At 57.1% G+C, this 20,290-nt stretch carries 15 protein-coding genes; 10 read left to right on the top strand and 5 right to left on the bottom strand.

Going from position 1 to position 20,290, the window contains the following annotated elements:
* Nucleotides 1-169: 169 nt before the first annotated feature.
* The 4 genes from cydD (at nucleotide 170) to infA (ending at nucleotide 4,756) form a co-directional block, all read left to right on the top strand.
* Nucleotides 170-1,936, top strand: coding sequence for a heme ABC transporter permease/ATP-binding protein CydD (gene cydD / locus ACUTQ5_RS03870; protein WP_445650159.1), 1,767 nt, complete (start codon nucleotides 170-172; stop codon nucleotides 1,934-1,936).
* Nucleotides 1,937-1,938: 2 nt separating this feature from the next.
* Nucleotides 1,939-3,675, top strand: a complete 1,737-nt coding sequence (gene cydC, locus ACUTQ5_RS03865; RefSeq protein ID WP_445650158.1) for a heme ABC transporter ATP-binding protein/permease CydC — start codon at nucleotides 1,939-1,941, stop codon at nucleotides 3,673-3,675.
* 30 nt (nucleotides 3,676-3,705) lie between these two features.
* On the top strand, nucleotides 3,706-4,431 hold the full coding sequence (gene aat / locus ACUTQ5_RS03860) for a leucyl/phenylalanyl-tRNA--protein transferase (RefSeq protein WP_012006107.1): 726 nt from the start codon (nucleotides 3,706-3,708) through the stop codon (nucleotides 4,429-4,431).
* Between the two features lie 106 nt (nucleotides 4,432-4,537).
* A complete protein-coding gene (gene infA / locus ACUTQ5_RS03855; protein ID WP_002211347.1) occupies nucleotides 4,538-4,756 on the top strand; it encodes a translation initiation factor IF-1 in 219 nt (72 codons plus the stop codon).
* A gap of 218 nt (nucleotides 4,757-4,974) precedes the next feature.
* Here the strand turns inward: infA and clpA are convergent, their stop codons facing one another.
* Nucleotides 4,975-7,254 carry an ATP-dependent Clp protease ATP-binding subunit ClpA gene (clpA, locus tag ACUTQ5_RS03850; RefSeq protein ID WP_153857337.1) on the bottom strand — a complete coding sequence of 760 codons (2,280 nt, stop codon included), beginning with the start codon at nucleotides 7,252-7,254 and terminating at the stop codon, nucleotides 4,975-4,977.
* 27 nt (nucleotides 7,255-7,281) lie between these two features.
* Nucleotides 7,282-7,602 (bottom strand): ATP-dependent Clp protease adapter ClpS, encoded by a 321-nt coding sequence (gene clpS, locus ACUTQ5_RS03845; protein ID WP_445650157.1) that lies wholly within the window; start codon nucleotides 7,600-7,602, stop codon nucleotides 7,282-7,284.
* A 359-nt stretch (nucleotides 7,603-7,961) separates the two neighbouring features.
* On the opposite strand from clpS, the gene cspD reads away from it, so the two are divergent.
* A complete protein-coding gene (gene cspD, locus ACUTQ5_RS03840) occupies nucleotides 7,962-8,183 on the top strand; it encodes a cold shock-like protein CspD (protein ID WP_012006105.1) in 222 nt (73 codons plus the stop codon).
* Nucleotides 8,184-8,258: 75 nt separating this feature from the next.
* Here the strand turns inward: cspD and macB are convergent, their stop codons facing one another.
* Both macB and macA read right to left on the bottom strand, forming a co-directional pair.
* Nucleotides 8,259-10,205, bottom strand: a complete 1,947-nt coding sequence (macB, locus tag ACUTQ5_RS03835) for a macrolide ABC transporter ATP-binding protein/permease MacB (protein WP_445650156.1) — start codon at nucleotides 10,203-10,205, stop codon at nucleotides 8,259-8,261.
* Nucleotides 10,205-11,320, bottom strand: a complete 1,116-nt coding sequence (gene macA / locus ACUTQ5_RS03830) for a macrolide transporter subunit MacA (protein WP_445650155.1) — start codon at nucleotides 11,318-11,320, stop codon at nucleotides 10,205-10,207. The genes macB and macA overlap by 1 nt, the downstream gene beginning before the upstream one ends.
* Before the next feature lie 191 nt (nucleotides 11,321-11,511).
* Here macA and ACUTQ5_RS03825 point away from each other — a divergent pair, with 191 nt between their 5' ends.
* Nucleotides 11,512-12,480, top strand: coding sequence for a VirK/YbjX family protein (locus ACUTQ5_RS03825; RefSeq protein ID WP_445650154.1), 969 nt, complete (start codon nucleotides 11,512-11,514; stop codon nucleotides 12,478-12,480).
* Here the strand turns inward: ACUTQ5_RS03825 and ACUTQ5_RS03820 are convergent.
* Nucleotides 12,477-14,141, bottom strand: a complete 1,665-nt coding sequence (locus ACUTQ5_RS03820) for an ATP-dependent endonuclease (RefSeq protein WP_445650153.1) — start codon at nucleotides 14,139-14,141, stop codon at nucleotides 12,477-12,479. The genes ACUTQ5_RS03825 and ACUTQ5_RS03820 overlap by 4 nt on opposite strands.
* A 191-nt stretch (nucleotides 14,142-14,332) precedes the next feature.
* Between ACUTQ5_RS03820 and ACUTQ5_RS03815 the strand changes: the two genes are divergently transcribed.
* The 4 genes from ACUTQ5_RS03815 to poxB all read left to right on the top strand — a co-directional run bounded on the left by ACUTQ5_RS03815 (nucleotide 14,333) and on the right by poxB (nucleotide 20,096).
* Complete coding sequence (locus ACUTQ5_RS03815; protein WP_445650152.1) at nucleotides 14,333-15,229, top strand: lysine exporter LysO family protein; 897 nt, start codon at nucleotides 14,333-14,335, stop codon at nucleotides 15,227-15,229.
* Between the two features lie 171 nt (nucleotides 15,230-15,400).
* Entirely contained in the window at nucleotides 15,401-17,050 is a 1,650-nt protein-coding gene (hcp, locus tag ACUTQ5_RS03810; protein ID WP_445650151.1) for a hydroxylamine reductase, read from the top strand.
* 54 nt (nucleotides 17,051-17,104) lie between these two features.
* A complete protein-coding gene (gene hcr / locus ACUTQ5_RS03805) occupies nucleotides 17,105-18,109 on the top strand; it encodes an NADH oxidoreductase (protein ID WP_445650150.1) in 1,005 nt (334 codons plus the stop codon).
* A gap of 265 nt (nucleotides 18,110-18,374) precedes the next feature.
* Complete coding sequence (poxB, locus tag ACUTQ5_RS03800) at nucleotides 18,375-20,096, top strand: ubiquinone-dependent pyruvate dehydrogenase (protein ID WP_445650149.1); 1,722 nt, start codon at nucleotides 18,375-18,377, stop codon at nucleotides 20,094-20,096.
* Nucleotides 20,097-20,290: the final 194 nt, after the last annotated feature.

Raw genomic sequence — 20,290 nt, 5'->3', positions numbered from 1 at the left:
GCCGCCGTCTGTTATAGCGATATTTGACCGCTTTATTATTTTCAGTCTGCCGGGTGAAGAGGTAACATTGGCCTTCACTTGTTCGCTTCAGGTTGGGGCAAACACTTTTTTTAACAGTACGTTAACCTTGTCTGTAACAACAGGCGCCGGCGACGCAGACTCATATCTGATGAAAAAAACCAGACAGCAACAGTTAACCCGTTGGCTCAAAACTCAGAGCACCCTGGCGCAGCGTTGGTTGCGCCTTTCCATGTTGTTGGGGCTGATAAGCGGCGTTTTGATCGTCGCACAGGCATGGCTGTTGGCCGCCCTGCTCCACGCCCTGATTATCGAACACGCCCCGCGTGAACAACTGATCCCCTCGTTTATCTGGCTGGCTGCCACTTTCGCACTACGGGCGGTGTTGAGTTGGCTACGTGAGCGCGTCGGTTTTATCTGCGGACAGGTGATCCGCCAGCGTATGCGTCAACAGGTGCTGGATAAACTGCAACAGCTCGGCCCGGCCTGGATCCAGGGCAAGCCGGCAGGCAGTTGGGCCAGCATCATCGTCGAACAAATCGAAGATATGCAGGATTACTACTCCCGCTATCTGCCGCAGATGTACCTGGCGGTGTTTATCCCGGTGCTGATCCTGATTACCGTATTCCCAATCAACTGGGCTGCCGGTCTGATCCTGTTGACCACCGCGCCGCTGATCCCGATGTTTATGGCGCTGGTCGGTATGGGTGCCGCCGATGCCAACCGTCGTAACTTCGTGGCCCTGGCACGGTTGAGCGGTAATTTTCTCGACCGCCTGCGCGGGCTGGATACGCTGCGCCTGTTCAACCGGGCTGAAGCAGAAACCGCGCAGATCGCCAAATCGTCCGAGGACTTCCGCAGCCGCACCATGGAAGTGCTGCGGTTGGCATTCCTGTCCTCGGCAGTATTGGAGTTCTTTGCCTCTATCTCCATCGCCGTGGTGGCGGTCTATTTCGGTTTTTCCTTCCTTGGCGAACTTAATTTTGGCAGCTACGGCACCGGCGTCACGCTGTTTGCCGGTTTCCTGGCGCTGATCCTGGCTCCGGAGTTCTTCCAACCCCTGCGTGACCTGGGGGCTTTCTACCATGCCAAGGCGCAAGCGGTGGGCGCTGCTGAAACGCTGGAAACCTTCCTCAGTGCCGAAGGTGAGCAAATGGGCAGCGGCACGCAAATGCTGGGTACCGATGTGCCGCTGGAACTGCAGGCGCAGAATTTGGAGATACTGTCACCAAATGGCGCGCTGCTGGCCGGCCCACTGAGTTTCACCCTGCCGGCGAACCAGCGTATTGCCCTGGTCGGGTTAAGCGGTGCCGGTAAAAGCTCGTTGCTGAATCTGCTGCTCGGCTTTCTGCCCTATCGCGGTTCATTAACCGTCAATGGAACCGAACTGCGCGAGTTGGCGGCCGAAGGCTGGCGTCAGCAGCTTGGCTGGGTAGGTCAAAACCCGCACCTGCCGGCTCAGACGCTGCGGGCCAATATTCTGCTGGGGAACCCACAGGCCAGCGAAGCCCAGTTGCAACAGGCGGTGGAGCAAGCCTACGTCGGCGAGATCCTGCCGCATCTGCCGCAGGGATTAGAGACTGAAGTGGGCGATAACGCCGCCCGCTTATCCGTCGGCCAGGCTCAACGCGTAGCCGTAGCCAGGGCGCTGATCAGTCCGCGCCGTTTACTGCTGCTCGATGAACCGGCCGCCAGTCTTGACGCCCACAGTGAACGCCGGGTGATGCAGGCGCTGAATGTCGCCTCACACCAGCAAACCACCCTGCTGGTCACCCACCAGTTGGAAGATACCGAAGATTACGACCAGATTTGGGTGATGGAAGGTGGGCAGATCGTTCAGCAAGGTGATTACGCCACGCTGAGTGCTCAGCCGGGCCTGTTTGCCAATCTGATCGCACACCGCAGCGGGGATCTCTAATCATGCGCGTTTTGCTGCCATTTCTGGCGCTATACCGTCGTCACAGCCTGCTGATTTGTTTAGGCATCGTACTGGCCATCGTCACTCTGCTGGCCAGCATCGGCCTGCTGGCGCTATCCGGCTGGTTCCTCGCCGCATCGGCCCTGGCCGGGCTGGCCGGTTTGTTTACCTTCAACTATATGCTGCCGGCCGCCGGTGTCAGGGGTGCCGCTATTTTCCGCACCGCCGGGCGCTACGCCGAACGCGTAGTCAGCCACGATGCCACTTTCCGCGTGCTGTCCCATCTGCGGGTATTTACCTTTAAAAAGATCCTGCCGCTGTCGCCGGGCGGCATTGCTCGCTTCCGCCAGGCCGATCTGCTTAATCGCCTGGTGGCGGATGTCGATACGCTGGATCATTTATACCTGCGGGTGATCTCCCCACTGGTCAGCGCCGCCGCCGTGATTGTGGTGGTGACCTATGGCCTGAGCTGGCTGGACACCACGCTGGCCCTGACGCTGGGTGGCATTCTGCTGTTGTTGCTGCTGTTGGTACCACCGGTGTTTTATCGTGCCGGTAAGCCGATTGGCGGTCAGTTGACCGCGCTGCGCGGCCAGTACCGTACCGATTTGACCGCCTGGCTGCAGGGCCAGGCCGAACTGGTGGTGTTCGGTGCCGTTGAAAGCTTCCGTACCGATCTGGATGCCACCGAGCAGCGCTGGCAGCGCCGTCAATGGCAACAGGCTTCTCTGGGTGGCATGGCACAGGCACTGATGATCCTGGCCAGTGGCCTGACGGTCACTTTGATGCTGTGGCTCACCGCGGGCGGTATTGGTGGCGACAGCCAGCCCGGTGCGCTGATTGCGCTGTTCGTGTTTGCCGCACTGGCCTCGTTTGAAGCGCTGATGCCGGTGGCCGGTGCTTTCCAGCATCTGGGTCAGGTGATCGCTTCCGCCACGCGGGTGAAGCAGGTCATCGACCGACAGCCGGAAGTGACCTTCCCGGCCCATGGCCCGGCGGCCGAGGGCGTTGCCACGCTGAGCCTGCAACAGCTCACTTTCACATACCCCGACCAGCCGCTGCCGGTATTGCAGGATGTCACACTGGAAATTGCCGCCGGCGAACACATTGCGCTGCTCGGGCGTACCGGCTGCGGCAAATCGACTCTGCTGCAGTTGCTAACCCGCGCCTGGAACGCCGACAGCGGCCAGGTGCTGCTCAATGGCCAGCCACTGAGTGCTTACGATGAAACCACGCTGCGCCAGATGACCACCGTGGTCAGCCAACGGGTGCATATTTTCAGCGATACGCTGCGTGACAACCTGCGCATCGCCGCGCCTGCAGCAACCGATGAACAATTGCGCGAAGTATTGCAGCAGGTCGGCCTGGACAAGCTGCTGGACAACGAAGGGCTGAACGCCTGGCTGGGAGATGGCGGTCGCCAACTTTCCGGCGGTGAGCAGCGCCGTCTGGGGATAGCCCGCGCGCTTTTGCATCAGGCCCCCTTACTATTGCTCGATGAACCGACCGAAGGACTGGACGCCGAAACCGAACAGCAGATCCTGGCGCTGCTGCGCCGGCACTGCCGGGGTAAAACGCTGATCCTGGTGACCCACCGTATGTATGGGCTGGAGCATCTGGACCGTATCTGCGTGATGGACGGCGGCCAGATTGTCGAGCAAGGCGACCATCTGACCCTGATACGTCAACAAGGGCGTTATGCCCAGTTCCGCCAACGTATCAGCGGTATCCCGCTGTAAAATGGCCTGTAGAGGACGCTGAGACCTTTTATGCGCATAGTTAAGCTGTCACCGCATTCACTGGCGTTCCCCTCTCCTGAGGGCGCGTTGCGCGATCCTAACGGTCTACTGGCGATTGGTGGCGATTTGACTGCGCCGCGCTTGCTGGCTGCTTATGAGCGCGGCATTTTCCCCTGGTTTTCACCGGGGGAAGCCATTTTGTGGTGGTCGCCAGACCCACGCGCGGTGCTGTTCCCGGCCGAGCGCCATATCAGCCGCAGTCTGAAACGCTTCCTGCGCAGTAACCCCTTTCGCGTGACGCTGAATCACGACTTTGCCGCGGTGATCGCCGCCTGCGCCGATAGACCGGAAGAAGGCACCTGGATTGGCCCGGAAGTACAGCGCGCTTATTTGCATCTGCACCGCCTTGGCTTCGCTCATTCAATCGAGGTATGGCAGGGTGACGAACTGGTCGGCGGCATGTACGGCGTGGCTCAGGGCGCGCTGTTCTGCGGCGAATCCATGTTTAGTCGTACCACCAACGCCTCCAAGTGTGCCCTGATGACTTTTTGCCGCCATTTTGCCGCTTATGGCGGAGAATTGATTGACTGTCAGGTGCTTAACGCTCACACTGCCACGCTGGGAGCAAAAGAGATCCCCCGAAGACAATTTTTGCAGCAGCTCAGCCAACTTCAGCGCAAGCCATTAGCGCCAGAATGCTGGGCACCGCAAGTGTTACCCCCACAGCAGGTTGAACCACCCTCCCCAACAAACTAATTTTGCGGAAACGGTGCAATGTTCACCGACACTTCTTTACATAATGTGGGTTTTTCGGCATTATCTTGCCGGTTAAAAACTAAGGTAGTTAGACCTAGAGGATTCGATGGCCAAAGAAGACAATATTGAAATGCAGGGCACCGTTCTTGATACGCTGCCAAACACCATGTTCCGCGTTGAATTAGAAAACGGGCACGTGGTTACCGCACATATCTCCGGTAAAATGCGCAAGAACTACATCCGCATCCTGACGGGCGACAAAGTCACTGTAGAGCTGACCCCGTACGACCTGAGCAAAGGCCGCATTGTCTTCCGTAGCCGTTAATCGGCTCACTCGTCGCCAGCCGATGGCGGCACCGAGGATGTAATGCCTCCGGAGCCCTTTCCGTTTACCCCCGTAGCAACGTTCAACACCGAGTTGCAGGTGCGCAGGTAAACTGAGAGGGCTCAATCATTTCTGTTTTGGTGATGATTTTCACCCATAAAAAAAGCGATGCCGAAGCATCGCTTTTTCTTTATCTGAATCTGAATCTAACCCCAGACTTAGTGAACCGCACCTTCGTCCGCCTTGCGCATTGACGCGCTGATAAATTGATAAGTCAGTTTCTGGTTTTCTTTATCCAACTCGACTTTCACCGAGCCACCGTCCACCAGCGAGCCGAACAGCAGTTCGTTGGCCAGCGGTTTCTTCAGGTTTTCCTGCATCACACGTGCCATTGGACGAGCCCCCATCGCACGGTCGTAGCCTTTCACTGACAACCAGTCACGCGCTTCGTCACTCACTTCCAGCGACACGCCCTTCGCATCCAGCTGCGCCTGCAGTTCGACGATAAACTTATCGACAACCTGCTGGATCACCTCAGTCGACAGATGGTTGAACCAAAGAATATTGTCCAGACGGTTACGGAATTCCGGCGTGAACACTTTTTTGATCTCTTCCATCGCGTCGGTGCTGTTATCCTGCTGGACCAGGCCGATCGATTTACGTTCTGTCTCGCGCACCCCGGCGTTAGTGGTCATCACCAGGATCACGTTGCGAAAGTCCGCCTTACGGCCGTTGTTATCAGTCAGGGTCCCGTTGTCCATCACCTGCAGCAGCAGGTTGAACACGTCCGGATGCGCCTTCTCGATTTCATCTAGCAGTACGACAGAGTGCGGATGCTTGAGCACCGCGTCGGTCAGCAGACCGCCCTGGTCGTAACCGACATAGCCCGGAGGCGCACCAATCAGACGGCTAACGGTATGACGTTCCATATACTCGGACATGTCAAAGCGCAGCAGTTTGATATCCATCGCCTTCGCCAGCTGTACCGTAACCTCGGTTTTCCCGACCCCGGTTGGCCCGGCAAACAGGAAGGAACCGACCGGCTTGCGATCGTGGCCCAGACCCGCACGGCTCATCTTGATTGCCTCGGTCAGTGCTTCAATCGCCTGATCCTGGCCAAATACCAGCATTTTCAGACGGTCGCCCAAGCTTCTCAACACATCACGATCGCTCGCCGACACGGTTTTTTCCGGGATACGTGCAATACGTGCTACCACCGACTCAATGTCGGAAACGTTAACGGTTTTCTTGCGCTTGCTGACCGGCATCAGCCGGCTGCGAGCCCCCGCCTCGTCGATCACGTCGATAGCCTTGTCCGGCAGATGACGGTCGTTGATGTATTTCACCGACAGCTCAACCGCAGCACGCACCGCTTTGGCGGTATAACGCACATCGTGGTGCGCTTCGTACTTGGTTTTCAGGCCGTTGATGATCTGAATGGTCTCTTCCGGCGTCGGCTCGATAATGTCGATTTTCTGGAAGCGACGGGCCAAGGCGCGATCTTTTTCAAAGATGTTGCTGAATTCCTGGTAAGTGGTCGAGCCGATGACCCGGATCTTGCCGCTGGAAAGCAGCGGTTTGATCAGGTTGGCGGCATCGACCTGCCCACCGGAAGCCGCACCGGCGCCGATGATGGTGTGGATCTCATCGATAAACAGGATGCTGTTCTTGTCCTGCTCCAACTGTTTCAGCAGCGCTTTGAAGCGTTTCTCGAAGTCGCCACGGTATTTGGTACCGGCCAGCAACGAGCCGATATCCAGTGAATACAGCGTACAGTCCGCCATCACTTCCGGGACGTCGCCCTGCACGATGCGCCAGGCCAGCCCTTCGGCAATCGCAGTTTTACCCACGCCGGACTCACCCACCAGCAGCGGGTTATTCTTGCGGCGACGGCACAACACCTGAATGGCACGCTCCAGCTCAGGACCACGGCCAATCAAGGGATCGATACCGCCCACCCGAGCCAGTTGGTTGAGGTTGGTGGTGAAGTTTTCCATACGGTCTTCCCCTCCGGACTGCTCTTCATTCACCGGGTTTTCCGCATTCGGCGCTTGGCCCGGCTCGTCTTTACGTGTGCCATGTGAAATGAAGTTCACTACGTCAAGACGACTGACGTCGTGTTTGCGCAGCAGATAAGCCGCCTGCGACTCCTGCTCGCTGAAAATTGCCACCAGCACGTTGGCGCCGCTGACTTCGCTGCGGCCGGAAGATTGGACATGGAATACCGCACGCTGCAGTACGCGCTGGAAGCTAAGCGTCGGCTGAGTGTCGCGCTCTTCTTCGCTGACAGGCAGCGTCGGCGTGGTTTGTTCGATAAAGGCTTCGAGTTCCTGGCGCAGTGCGGCCAGGTCCACCGTACATGCCTCAAGCGCTTCCCGCGCGGCAGGGTTGCTGAGTAACGCCAGCAACAGGTGCTCCACGGTCATAAACTCGTGTCTGTGCTCACGCGCTCTGGCGAAAGCCATGTTGAGACTGAGTTCCAGTTCTTGATTGAGCATAAGCACCTCCCCAATAGATTGCCTTATTCAGGCTTTTTCCAGCGTACAAAGCAACGGATGCTCGTTCTCCCTGGCATAACGGTTCACATGCACGACCTTGGTTTCCGCCACCTCGGCGGTAAATACACCGCAGATCGCCTTGCCTTGATAGTGGATCGTGAGCATCAGTTGCGTTGCGCGTTCAATATCATAAGAAAAGAACTTTTGCAGAACGTCAATCACAAATTCCATCGGTGTGTAATCGTCGTTGTTAAGTATAACTTTATACATAGACGGCGGTTTTACCGCATCGATTTGTTTTTCTTCGGCCAAGTGTTCAAAATTTAGCCAATCGTTGTTATTGCCCATCGCTGCTCATCTTCTCTGCTCTGTCCTTTTATATGGGGACAAGTTCCGGTTATTCAAAGTGGGGTATCCATACTATTTTATCATCTTCGCCGGCATCCCGCCGCACTGGAACGTGCGCAAATATCTCTGACGAATTGTTACCAAACAATGTCAATAGCGTTACCTGCTTCAAACTTTGATGAACTGCTCGCTGACGACAAAAGCCGATCCCTTGACGTGATGATCATTTGCTCTAGAGTGTAAATTCATGGGCTGGTGGTGTTTTAACCACTTTTAGGCTCATCTGCTACCTGCCACTGGCGGGTGCGAATTCAGTTATTCATCTCACCTAAAAATAGCGTTGCGAGGGATGTAAAAGCATGGAGACGGGTACTGTTAAATGGTTCAACAACGCCAAAGGGTTTGGGTTTATCTGTCCTGAAGGCGGTGGCGAAGACATCTTCGCCCACTATTCTACGATTAAGATGGATGGGTACCGGACGCTAAAAGCTGGCCAACAGGTCAGTTTTGACGTGCACCAGGGGCCAAAAGGGAATCATGCAAGTCTTATTGTGCCAGTGGAAAGCGAGGCGTTGGCCTAAACGCTTCCACCGAGTCAGTCTGAAACAGCGAAAAGAATGCCAGCCGCCGTATGACTGGCATTTTTTATGGGCTTGTTATTCGCGTGCCAGCGCATCAATCGGGTTAAGCCGCGCTGCGCTGCGTGCCGGCAGATAGCCAAACACCACGCCGATGGCGGTAGAACAGACAAACGCACTCAACAACGCCGCCGGCGGGAAACTGATCTGCCAGCCCGGCAGCACCAGCTGCACCAACAGGCCGATGGCAAACGACAGCGTGATGCCCAAGGCACCGCCCACCAGACACACCAGTACCGCTTCAATCAGAAACTGCTGCAACACATCCCCGGAGCGAGCGCCTACCGCCATACGAATACCGATTTCGCGAGTGCGCTCCGTCACCGACACCAACATAATGTTCATCACACCGATCCCGCCAACCACCAGTGAAATCACCGCCACCAACGTCAGGAACATTTGAAGCGTGCGGGTAGTTTTTTCTGCAGTCTGCACCAGGCTGTCCATGTTGTAGGTGAAAATGTCTTTCTTGCCATGGCGCAGCGTCAGCAAACGCGTCAACTTCTGCTCCGCTTCCTGGCTATTGTAGCCCTCGCGGATACGCACGGTGATCGAATCAAAATAGGCGTTGCCCATCAGCCGGTTGGCCATAGTGCTATAGGGCACCCAGACGTTCAGCGTCTTGCTGCTGCCGAACATCGACTGCTTCTCTTTCGCCACCCCAACCACCGTCGCCGGCATATTACCCACCAGGATCACCTGGCCTACCACATCCTTTTGATTGGGGAACAGCCGGCGCTGGGTATTGGCGTCGATGACCACCGTTTGCGACTGCGATTGCACCTGCAGTTGATCAATACCGACGCCCTGGGTAAAGGTCATGCCGTAGACGCGGAAAAACTGTTCGCTGACGCCGGTAACATTGGCCGCCACATCGACGTTACCCAAGCGCAGCCGCATACTGCTGGCAATCGTTGGGGACAATGCATTGACGTAAGGCTGCTCGCGCAGTGCCTCAAGATCGTCGTATTTCAGTGCCTGACGGAAGGTAGGATCGTCGTCACCGAAGTCCTTGCCGGGGTAAATGTCGACCGTATTGGTACCGATGGACTTGATATCCGCCAACACCATCTGCTTGGCGGCGTCACCGATCACCAGAATCGACACCACCGAGGCAATGCCGATAATAATGCCCAGCATGGTCAGCGCGGTGCGCATTTTACTTGCCGCCATCGCTCGCCAGGCCATCACCAATGCCTCACGAAAACGGCCGGTCGTTTGCTGCCAGGATGGCGCCGGTGCCACCATCTCCAGCGGTTTGCCGTTCGGGTTACTCTGCCGATCCGGGCGTGAATCGGCAATGATCTCCCCGTCACGAATTTCAATGATCCGCTCAGCCTGCTGGGCCACGGTCGGATCGTGAGTGACGATAATCACCGTATGTCCCTGCTCACGCAGTTGCTTGAGGATGCTCATCACCTCCTCGCCTGACTGGCTGTCGAGGGCGCCGGTCGGCTCATCCGCCAGGATCACCTGCCCCCCGTTCATCAGCGCACGGGCAATACTGACCCGCTGCTGCTGACCGCCGGAAAGCTGGCTTGGCCGGTAACCAACGCGTTCACCCAGCCCCAAACGCTGTAACAGCGCAATCGCACGCTCACGCCGCGCTGCCTTACCCAGTCCGGCATACACCGCCGGAACCTCAACGTTATGCGCCGCGCTCAGATGAGGCAGTAAATGATAACGCTGAAAGATAAAACCGAAATGCTCACGCCGCAACCGGGCCAGCGCATCGCCATCCAGCGTCGCCACGTCCTGCCCGGCCACCCGATAAACGCCGGCGCTGGGCTTATCCAGACAGCCAAGAATATTCATCAGCGTCGACTTGCCGGAGCCGGAGGTGCCCATAATCGCCACCATTTCACCGGCGTTGATGCTCAGGCTCACGTTCTTCAGCACCGCTACGGTTTGATCGCCCGACTGATAGCTGCGGCTAATACCGCTCAGTTCCAACAGCACGGCCATCAGAGAGCCTCCGCGCCGCCGCGGCTGACAATAACTTCATCGCCAATGTTCAGTCCGCTGAGAATTTGCACGTCGATATTATTACGCAGGCCAATGGCCACCTCGCGCTTTTCCTCCTTGCCCTGTTTCAATATCGAAACATGGTAGCGATTATCGGCGATTTGATCGCCCAACGCCGCCAGAGGAATGACCTGCACCTGATTGACGCCCGCCAGTTGAATATGCACCTGCGCCGTCATCTGCAGTCGTAATAATCCCTCGGGATTGGGCACTTCAAAACGCGCATAGTAAAAGATGGCGTTATTGACCTTTTCCGGAGTTGGCTGGATATCTTTCAGCACGCCGTCAAACCGTCGGTTAGGATCGCCCAATACGGTAAACCAGGCTTTTTGGCCCGGCTTGAGGCTGATGACGTCCGCCTCCGACACCTGGGCCTTCACCAACATGGTGCTGAGATCCGCCAGCGTCAAAATGTTCGGAGCCTGCTGCGCGGCAATCACCGTCTGGCCTTGCAGCGTGGTAATTTGCACCACGTCACCGTCCATCGGTGCTTCTATACGGGTAAACGCCAGATTGATCTTGGCGGTATCCAAGCTGGCCTGATTCCTGGCTATCTGCGCCTGAATGGTACCCACTTGCGCCTTCTTCACCGCCAGCTGTGTCGCCGCCTGATCCAGATCCTGGCGTGACACCGCCTGCAATTTGGCTAACGCCTGATTACGCTGCAGCGTTACCGCCGCCAGTTGTTGCTCAGCCTGCGCCTGTTGTAACTGGGCGTGCAGCTCACGCAACGTCGCCTCACCCTCACGGATGCTGTTTTGCGCCTGTTGCGGATCGATAACCCCAAGCAACTGGCCTTTTTTAACCCGGTCGCCGATCTCGACATACAGGCTTTCCAACTGCCCGCTGACCTGCGCGCCCACGTCAACCTTGCGTACCGCGTCAAGCTGTCCGGTCGCCAGTACGTTTTGCTGTAGATCGCCCTTGGCTACCTTCACCGTTTTATATGGCGTCGGGGCCGGGTGGCTGAAGTGCCAGACCGCCATCGCAACGATCGCCACCAGTACGATTAGCGCCATGATCCAGCGTCGATTATGTCCTTTAAACCACGTCAAAATAGGTTCCTGCCTGTTGCAATTCATGCTGCCAACAGCGGCAGCGAGGCTAAATTATCACGCACGATGACGAATAACTAAACCTTGGTTCAACACAATGTGGAGACACCCTTGGTTACATTCTGCATTGAACTCCCGTTTAGTGAAGGCTTGGTGAAATAGCACCATTCAACACAGCCAAGGATTTCATCATGTCTCAACTCAGCTATCCACTCGTATCTGCACGCCCGCTTAACGGCTGGCAATTGATGGCAGCGCTGGCCACTGGCGACAAGGCACCCAGCAAAGCCTGGAAGAAAACATCATTCCGCCTGAAGTTTATCGGCCGCTCATTATTTCGCTGGCCGACCACCAGTGCCTTGCTCAACACCCTGGCATCCAACCCTTTACTGGATGAAATACTGAAAGCGCAACCCAATCTGCCATGCAAACTGCATCGCCCATATTTGGCAGCGAATATGAGCAAAATCGAGAGCCTGCTCGCCCTGCGCGATCATTACGCTCTCAGCAAGCAACGTATGCCGATGAAAATGCTGCTCGGTCATCTGAACAAAACCTTTGTACTGGCCAAAGCCAGCGGCAAGAGCGGCGAAATGGTTACACTGGAACTGGCGTCCATAGATCACCTGAATAAGGAAGGGGAAGCCACCCTGCTGCTGCGTAACGCCAACGGCATCATGCTGGCCGAAATTACCTTCGCCCTGGTGCACTATCAGCAGCGACCGACGCTGTTTATCGGGGGGATACAAGGTGCCAATCAGCAGGTACCGCATGCAGAAATCCAGCAGGCCACCAAAGAGTGCCACGGTCTGTTCCCGAAACGCCTGGCGCTGGAAGGGATTTGTACTCTGGCGTGCCATTTGGGCATTCAGCAAATTATAGCGGTCGGCAACGCGACCCATATCTATCAAAACTGGCGTTATCACAGTAAAAAGAAAGATCAGCTGCATGCCGATTACGATCAATTCTGGACATCAATGGGCGGCAAAATGCTGGAAAGCGGCTATTTCCTGCTGCCGGAACAGATCGCCCGTAAACCGATCGATGAGGTGGCCAGCAAAAAACGTGCAGAATACCGCCGTCGTTATCAATTGCTGGACCAGTTGGAACAAGGGATGGCCGAGCACTTCAGCACCCAGCCCTGTTTTGCAGGGGCCTAGTCGGCCCGGCCACGCGCCAGCCAGATCACGCGTGAGAACATTTTTTTCAGCAATGGTGGCACCGAGTCCGTACCCCACTCGCCCGCTTGCATCGCCACCTCAATGGCCAGGTCGGGCTTTGAAGAGCGATGCACTGCCTTGAGGATCACCTTGCGGACCGGCATCTGAGCATTGCTTGGCACGGAGGCGACCCGGTAATAGACCGGGCTGAAACCTTCACGGAACATAAAGTGTTCCATATCCGGCGCAGGTAACGCGGTCAGCCGGTCGCGCTCGTTATCCTCATGGTTATCCAGCATGCCGCGGACGGTGCCGGCATATTTTCGCCCTGCCTCATCGCCATCCACCAACGCATGCCACTCAATGCCCATACGCCGGGCGAACCTCAGCAGCGGCTTCAGGCCGCACTGGGCGAATTCGATCACCCGCACCCCTTCCGCCTCAAAATGATAACCGCACTGGCGCGCCAGCTCGTTGAGCAGCCAGACTTCGGTTTCGCCTTCTACCAGCAGCCAACAGCGGGCAAACAATGACGACGGTCGATTAAAACGAATATGAAAAGAAATGCGCCGCCCATCTTCCGGCCCCAACCCGCGCGGCCCAAGGCGATAAGTGGCCACCCGTCCCGACTCACGCACCAACCGACAAACATGCTCAACCGGCACCAGGGAGACCAGTTCGCTGGAGTTGGTGGTGGTGATGCGTTGCAGCGGCAGTTGGTTAAGCAGCCCCCAGGCCACCGAAAGCATGATCGGATGCAGGCGCGTTTCCGGGTCCTCCACCAGCAGCAGCGGCCGGGCGTGCGGATCCAGTTTGACGCTGCCCTTGGCCTGTAACAGCGTAGAAAACATGCCCAGAAGAATAAGACGCATACTGCGACTATTGGGTTCGGCCACCATACGGTTGATGCTGTCCAGCGAGCGCCATGCCTGTTGATCCTGATCTTGATCCAGGCGTTGTCGGCGTGGCCGTGTCAACTGTGATCCCTGCTCGGCAAAGTAGTGTTCCAACAGTTGCTGCATAGCCGCCAGCCCCTGACGCAGCTCGGCATTGGTCAGCTTTTGTGGGTTGCGCACCAGCTCACGCGTCAGTTGATCCAACTGCTGGGCCAGTGCCTTATTATCGGCCGGGTGTTCATCATTCAACGTGCTGGGCCGCAGGCGGCGGATAAAACGCGCATCGCGCAGGCGCAGTACCGGGTGGATACGGATAATGGCGTGTGCCAGTTGCTCAATATGGTGCAACTGCATCGGGTTACCGTCGGCATCCAGGAAACCGCGCCAGGTGCAAACCGTGCCGTCATCGGCCAGTTCACCTTCGCAACGATAATAAATGCGGTTCAGGTTATCCCCGCCCTTGACCCACAGCGGCGATAGATGGCGGTAACGCGGCAGATGAGCATGGCCGATATCTTTCTCGCAGAAGGTAAATACCACCTGCAGATGCCGATCTTTGGCCTCTTCCTCACCGGGCGGGAAATGGAAGTCGTGCGCTTCAAAACGGTACAGCTTGGCTTCCGGTGCCAGCAGCAGGGTCAGCGCGTCAAGCAGGCTGGATTTACCCCAGGCATTTTCGCCGAGCAGCAGCGTGTTGTCGTCCAGCATCAGTGACAGCCGGTTAATGCCGCGGAAACCTACAATCTCGATTCGCTCTAAGAACATCTGTCGCCTCCCGTGCGCGCGGTCACCGTCCTTATGGGGCGACCTCCTCAGAGCATGGTCAAAAAACCCCTTGCAGGTCAAGCGGACAACATCAAATCTGTCGCTTTACTCCGGACGTGGTTTTGGTTAGCGTGTGGGGCCTCGCCGCTCATCCAGGCGCCGCCCTCAGAAAAAAGGACGCAAGCTTCACCATGTATTCAGGACTGCTGATTATTCTGTTACCGCTGATTGCCGGTTACCTCATTGCGCTACGTAGCCGGACGTTCCTGCAAACCATCAACCGCCTGCTGAGCTGGATGGTCTACGTGATCCTGTTTTTCATGGGTATCAGCCTGGCGTTTCTGGAGGATTTGAGCAGCAACCTGGTGCTGATTTTCCAGTATGCCTCGGTGTTCTTCCTGTGCATTCTTGTCGCCAGTTTGCTGATGCTGGCGCTGCTGGAACGAAAAATGCCGTGGCACAACAGCCATAAACAGGAAAAGCTGCCCTCACGCCTGCATATGGCACTCGAATCGCTCAAGCTGTGCGGTGTGGTGCTCGGCGGCTTCCTGCTCGGCCTGACGCAGTGGCAATGGCTGCAGTTTGCCAACAAAGGCAGCGAATACGCCTTGATCTTCCTGTTGCTGCTGGTGGGCATTCAACTGCGCAACAGCGGCATGACGCTGCGCCAAATCGTGCTCAACCGACGCGGCATGATAGTGGCCGTGGTGGTGGTGGTCAGTTCACTGGCCGGCGGTGCGCTGGCGGCGCAACTGCTGGGGTTGCCGATTAAGGCCGGGCTGGCGATGGCGTCTGGTTTTGGCTGGTATTCGCTTTCCGGCATTTTAATCACCGACGCCTATGGCCCGGTGTTGGGCAGCGCGGCCTTCTTTAACGATCTGGCACGTGAACTGGTCGCCATAGTGCTGATCCCCACTCTGGTACGTCGTAGCCGCTCCTCGGCACTGGGTCTATGCGGTGCCACCTCCATGGACTTTACCCTGCCGGTGCTGCAACGCAGCGGCGGGATGGAGATAGTGCCACCAGCCATCGTGCATGGCTTTCTGCTCAGTCTGCTGGCACCGGTACTGATCGCCCTATTCTCTTGATCTCTCTCCGGGGGAGCCCCCCCGGAAAGCGTAATAATTCCCATCCGCACGGTAAAATTGCGATAAATCAAACTTGCCCTTGGTAGCATCATAAAAGCCTTTTTAAGCCCCGGTTGCCGATCTATGCTCATAAACAGGCATCATAAATGCAACTTTAAAAAGGAAGCGATTATGTTTTGTGTGCAATGTGAACAAACCATCCGTACCCCGGCAGGCAACGGCTGCTCTTATACCCAGGGTATGTGCGGCAAAACGGCGGAAACCTCCGACCTGCAGGATCTGTTGGTCGCGGCGTTACAGGGGCTTTCCGCCTGGGCGCTGCAAGCCCGGGCGCTCGGGATCGTCGCTCATGATATCGACAGCTTTGCCCCGCGAGCTTTCTTCTCTACCCTGACCAACGTCAACTTCGATTCAGATCGCATCATCGGTTACGCACGTGAAACCATCGCCCTGCGCGAATCCCTGGCCACCCGCTGCCGTCTGCTGGATGCCAGTGTCCATGTCGAACACCCATTGGCCAGTCTGCAGTTGGCCGGCGATGATATGCCTTCGCTGCTACAGCAGGCCGCACAGTTTGCCCTGAATACCGATAAGGCCGAGGTCGGCGACGACGTGCACGGCCTGCGCATGCTGTGCCTGTACGGCCTGAAAGGTGCTGCTGCCTATATGGAACACGCCCACGTGCTGGGTCAGTCCAATGACCAAATCTACGCCGACTACCACGCCTTTATGGCCTGGCTCGGCACTCAGCCACATGACGTAGATACCCTACTGAACAACGCCATGGGCATCGGCAAAATGAACTTCAACGTGATGGCGATCCTCGATCACGGCGAAACTCAGGCCTACGGCGATCCGGTGCCAAGTGCGGTGAACGTGCGTCCGGTGGCCGGCAAGGCAATTTTGATCTCCGGTCATGATTTGAAAGATCTACGCATACTGCTGGAGCAAACCGAGGGCCAGGGCGTGAACGTTTACACCCACGGTGAAATGCTGCCGGCGCACGGCTACCCGGAACTGAAAAGATTCAAACATCTGGTGGGTAACTACGGCAGCGGCTGGCAGAACCAGCAGACCGAGTTCGCCAAATTCCCCGGCCCGATCCTGATGACATCTAACTGCATTATCGATCCGTATGTCGGTAACTATGGCGATCGTATCTGGACGCGCAGCATCGTCGGCTGGCCAGGCGTCAACCATCTGGAAGGGGACGATTTCAGCCAAGTGATCGCTCAGGCACAGGGCATGAGTGGTTTCCCCTATACCGAAATCGAACATATGATCACCGTCGGCTTCGGCCGCCAAACGCTGCTCAATGCCGCCGATACGGTGATCGACCTGGTAGCACAAAAGAAACTGCGTCACGTCTTTTTGGTCGGCGGTTGTGACGGTAGCCGCGACGAGCGCAGCTATTTCACCGACTTCGCCCGCAGCGTTCCGCAAGACTGCCTAATAATGACGCTAGCCTGCGGAAAATACCGCTTCAACAAGCTGGATTTCGGTACCTTGGAAGGCTTGCCACGCCTGCTTGACGTCGGTCAGTGTAACGACGCCTATTCCGCCATCATGCTGGCGGTCAAACTCGCCGATACCCTCGGCTGCTCGGTCAACGAACTGCCGCTGAGCCTGGTGCTGTCGTGGTTTGAGCAAAAAGCGATCGTCATCCTGCTGACGCTGCTGTCATTGGGGGTCAAAAACATTGTCACCGGGCCGACCGCGCCAGGCTTCCTGACCGACAACCTGATGGCGATCCTGAACGATAAATTCGGCATGCGTCCGATCACCACCGTTGATCAGGATCTGCAAGCCCTGCTCGGCTAATGCCGCTGTTTCTCGGGGCTGCCGATGTTGGCCCCTTTGCTTTTGAGGTGCCCCATGACCCAACCCAGTCCACTTTGCCCCAACCGTATGCAGGTGCATTCGATCCAGCAGGAAACCGCCGACGTCTGGACACTCAACCTGATCTGCGATGTTTTTTACCCTTATCAACCCGGCCAGTTTGCGCTGGTCAGTATCCGTAATAGCGAAGACACTCTGCGCGCCTATACGCTGTCCTCCTCACCCGGCCAGAGTCGTTTTCTCAGCATCAGTGTGCGTTGCCTACCGGACGGCGCGGGTTCACTCTGGCTAACCGGCGAAGTCAACCCCGGCAACACCCTGTGGCTGTCCGATGCGCAAGGCGAGTTCAGTTGTGAACAACATCCGGCGAACAGCTACCTGATGCTGGCGGCCGGTTGCGGCGTTACGCCTATTATCTCCATGTGTCGCTGGCTGGTGGCGAACCGCCCTACCTGTGATATCGCGGTGATCTTTAACGTACGCACTCCCGCCGATACCCTTTTTGCCGAGCAATGGCGCAAGTTGTGCGCCAGCCACCCGCAACTGCGACTGACGCTGATGGCCGAACAGGATGTTCAACCGGGTTATCTTAAAGGGCGAATCAGTGCCGAAGTGCTGCGCCAGACGACGCCGGATATCAGCGAGCGCACCGTGATGACCTGTGGTCCTGCCCCCTATATGGCGCAGGCAGAACAGCTTTGCCTGCAGCTTGGCGTACCGGCCGACCGTTTCCATAAAGAGCAGTTCCATACCCCGGCAACCACCGATGGCGAACAGGGCGAAGGATTAACACTGCGCGCCGCCCACCCTCTGCGTGAGTTTCACGTACCAGTCGGCAGCACGCTACTGGCGGCAATGGAAGCTCACGCGCTGCCGGTCAACGCCGCCTGTCGCGCCGGGGTGTGCGGATCATGCAAAACCCGCATCCTCGAAGGTGACTACACCACCACCAGCAGCATGACCCTGACCCCGGCTGAAATCGCCCAGGGCTATGTGCTGGCCTGCAGTTGCCAACTGCAAGGTGACGTCACCCTCGCCTGAAATTTGCGCCCCGTCGGTCAGGATGGGGCATTTATCGGCAAGCATGCCTTCCCTTCCCCTTCTACACTTTTCCGGTTCCATCCGTGTTACTGCGTTTACTTGAGAAAGATTGATAAGTCATACCCAATAGATTTCATGTCACAGCTAGACGGCAAACGTGGGTATCCCCAGGAGCTGACTCAGGTCAGTGACTGGGGTGCACACGTGCAGCTAACAACGCTGTGGCTTGAAAGATGAGGGGACCTTTACAACGCTTGGGGGAATTATGAAGCAAACTATAGCCACACTGATCGCCAAAACGCTGGAACAGGCCGGTGTGAAACGCATTTGGGGCGTCACCGGCGATTCGCTCAACGGTCTCAGCGACAGCCTGCACCGTATGGGCACCATCGAATGGCTGGGAACCCGCCATGAAGAGGCCGCCGCCTTCGCCGCCGGAGCGGAAGCCCAGTTAACCGGCCAGTTGGCGGTCTGTGCCGGTTCCTGTGGCCCCGGCAACCTGCATCTGATTAACGGCCTGTTTGACTGCCACCGCAACCATGTGCCGGTGTTGGCAATTGCCGCACACATTCCCTCTAGCGAGATCGGCAGCGGCTATTTCCAGGAAACTCACCCACAGGAGCTGTTTCGCGAATGCAGCCACTACTGCGAACTGGTCTCTAACCCGGAACAGTTGCCCCGGGTACTGGAAATCGCCATGCGCAAGGCGATCCTCAATCGCGGCGTGTCGGTGATCGTCCTGCCGGGCGACGTGGCGCTGCGTATGGCACCGGAAGACGCCAGCATGGTGTGGCACACCCCGGCACTGCCGCTGGTGCAGCCGCCAATGAGCGAACTGAACAAGCTGGCGGAGACCCTGAACAAGGCGAAAAACATTACGCTGATGTGCGGCAGTGGTTGCGCCGGCTCCCATGACGAAGTGGTCAAGTTGGCCGAACTGTTGCAGGCTCCGGTGGTTCATGCGCTGCGCGGTAAAGAGCATATCGAATGGGATAACCCCTACAGCGTCGGCATGACCGGGCTGATAGGTTTCTCTTCCGGCTACCACGCCATGATGAACGCCGACACCCTGGTGCTGCTCGGTACCCAGTTCCCGTACCGCGCCTTCTATCCGACCAATGCCAATATCATTCAGATTGACATCAACCCCGGCAGCATCGGCGCACACTGCCCGGTCAATATGGCACTGGTGGGTGATATCCATACCACCCTCACCGCCCTGCTGCCGCAGATAGAACCAAAAAGCGACCGCACCTTCCTCGACAAGGCGCTGGAACACTACCACACAGCGCGCAAGGACCTCGACGGCCTGGCGACGGCCAATGATGATCAGCCAATTCACCCGCAGTATCTGGCGCAACAGCTCAGCCAGTACGCCAGCGATGACGCCATCTTCACCTGCGATGTCGGTACGCCCACCGTTTGGGCGGCACGCTATTTGAAGATGAACGGAAAACGTCGTCTGCTCGGGTCGTTCAACCATGGCTCGATGGCTAACGCCATGCCACAGGCGATTGGCGCACAGGCAACCGAACCGGACAAACAGGTGATCGCCATGTGCGGCGACGGCGGCTTCACCATGCTAATGGGGGATTTCCTGTCGCTGGCCCAACTGAATCTGCCGGTCAAGATTGTGATCTTCAACAACAGCGTGCTGGGCTTCGTGGCGATGGAAATGAAGGCCGGTGGCTACCTGACCGACGGCACCGATCTGCACAACCCTGATTTTGCGGCAATCGCCAACGCTGCCGGCATCAAAGGCATTCGCGTGGAGAAAGCTTCGGAGTTGGATGGTGCGTTGCAGGAAATGCTGGCGCATCCCGGCCCGGCACTGCTGGACGTCGTCACCGCCAAACAGGAACTGGCGATGCCGCCGCAGATCAAATTCGAGCAGGCCAAAGGCTTTAGCCTGTATATGCTGCGTGCCATTATCAATGGCCGCGGTGACGAAGTGGTCGAGCTGGCAAAAACCAACTGGCTGCGTTAATGACCCATCCCGGGTTCAACGATCGCTGTTCCCGGTATTTTTTCTCTGTTGCCATCAGAAAATCTGGCTATGATGAAAACCGCATTCTCTTTCACATTAGCTATCCCCAATAGATTTCAAGTTGCAGCTAGGCGACAAGCATGCTCACCCCAGTCACTGACTCAAGTCAGTGACTGGGGTGAGCATGTGTAGCC

The sequence above is a fragment of the Serratia sp. NA_112.1 genome (assembly GCF_052691715.1).
The sequence above is the reverse complement of the archived record's forward strand: the minus strand, read 5'-3'. Positions and strand labels throughout refer to the sequence as shown.

Excerpts from the sequence above, each read along its gene's own strand:
- cydD (WP_445650159.1), top strand. The coding sequence starts at position 170 with ATGAAAAAAACCAGACAGCAACAGTTAACCCGTTGGCTCAAAACTCAG.
- cydC (WP_445650158.1), top strand. The coding sequence starts at position 1,939 with ATGCGCGTTTTGCTGCCATTTCTGGCGCTATACCGTCGTCACAGCCTG.
- aat (WP_012006107.1), top strand. The coding sequence starts at position 3,706 with ATGCGCATAGTTAAGCTGTCACCGCATTCACTGGCGTTCCCCTCTCCT.
- infA (WP_002211347.1), top strand. The coding sequence starts at position 4,538 with ATGGCCAAAGAAGACAATATTGAAATGCAGGGCACCGTTCTTGATACG.
- clpA (WP_153857337.1), bottom strand. The coding sequence starts at position 7,254 with ATGCTCAATCAAGAACTGGAACTCAGTCTCAACATGGCTTTCGCCAGA.
- clpS (WP_445650157.1), bottom strand. The coding sequence starts at position 7,602 with ATGGGCAATAACAACGATTGGCTAAATTTTGAACACTTGGCCGAAGAA.
- cspD (WP_012006105.1), top strand. The coding sequence starts at position 7,962 with ATGGAGACGGGTACTGTTAAATGGTTCAACAACGCCAAAGGGTTTGGG.
- macB (WP_445650156.1), bottom strand. The coding sequence starts at position 10,205 with ATGGCCGTGCTGTTGGAACTGAGCGGTATTAGCCGCAGCTATCAGTCG.
- ACUTQ5_RS03825 (WP_445650154.1), top strand. The coding sequence starts at position 11,512 with ATGTCTCAACTCAGCTATCCACTCGTATCTGCACGCCCGCTTAACGGC.
- ACUTQ5_RS03820 (WP_445650153.1), bottom strand. The coding sequence starts at position 14,141 with ATGTTCTTAGAGCGAATCGAGATTGTAGGTTTCCGCGGCATTAACCGG.
- ACUTQ5_RS03815 (WP_445650152.1), top strand. The coding sequence starts at position 14,333 with ATGTATTCAGGACTGCTGATTATTCTGTTACCGCTGATTGCCGGTTAC.
- hcp (WP_445650151.1), top strand. The coding sequence starts at position 15,401 with ATGTTTTGTGTGCAATGTGAACAAACCATCCGTACCCCGGCAGGCAAC.
- hcr (WP_445650150.1), top strand. The coding sequence starts at position 17,105 with ATGACCCAACCCAGTCCACTTTGCCCCAACCGTATGCAGGTGCATTCG.
- poxB (WP_445650149.1), top strand. The coding sequence starts at position 18,375 with ATGAAGCAAACTATAGCCACACTGATCGCCAAAACGCTGGAACAGGCC.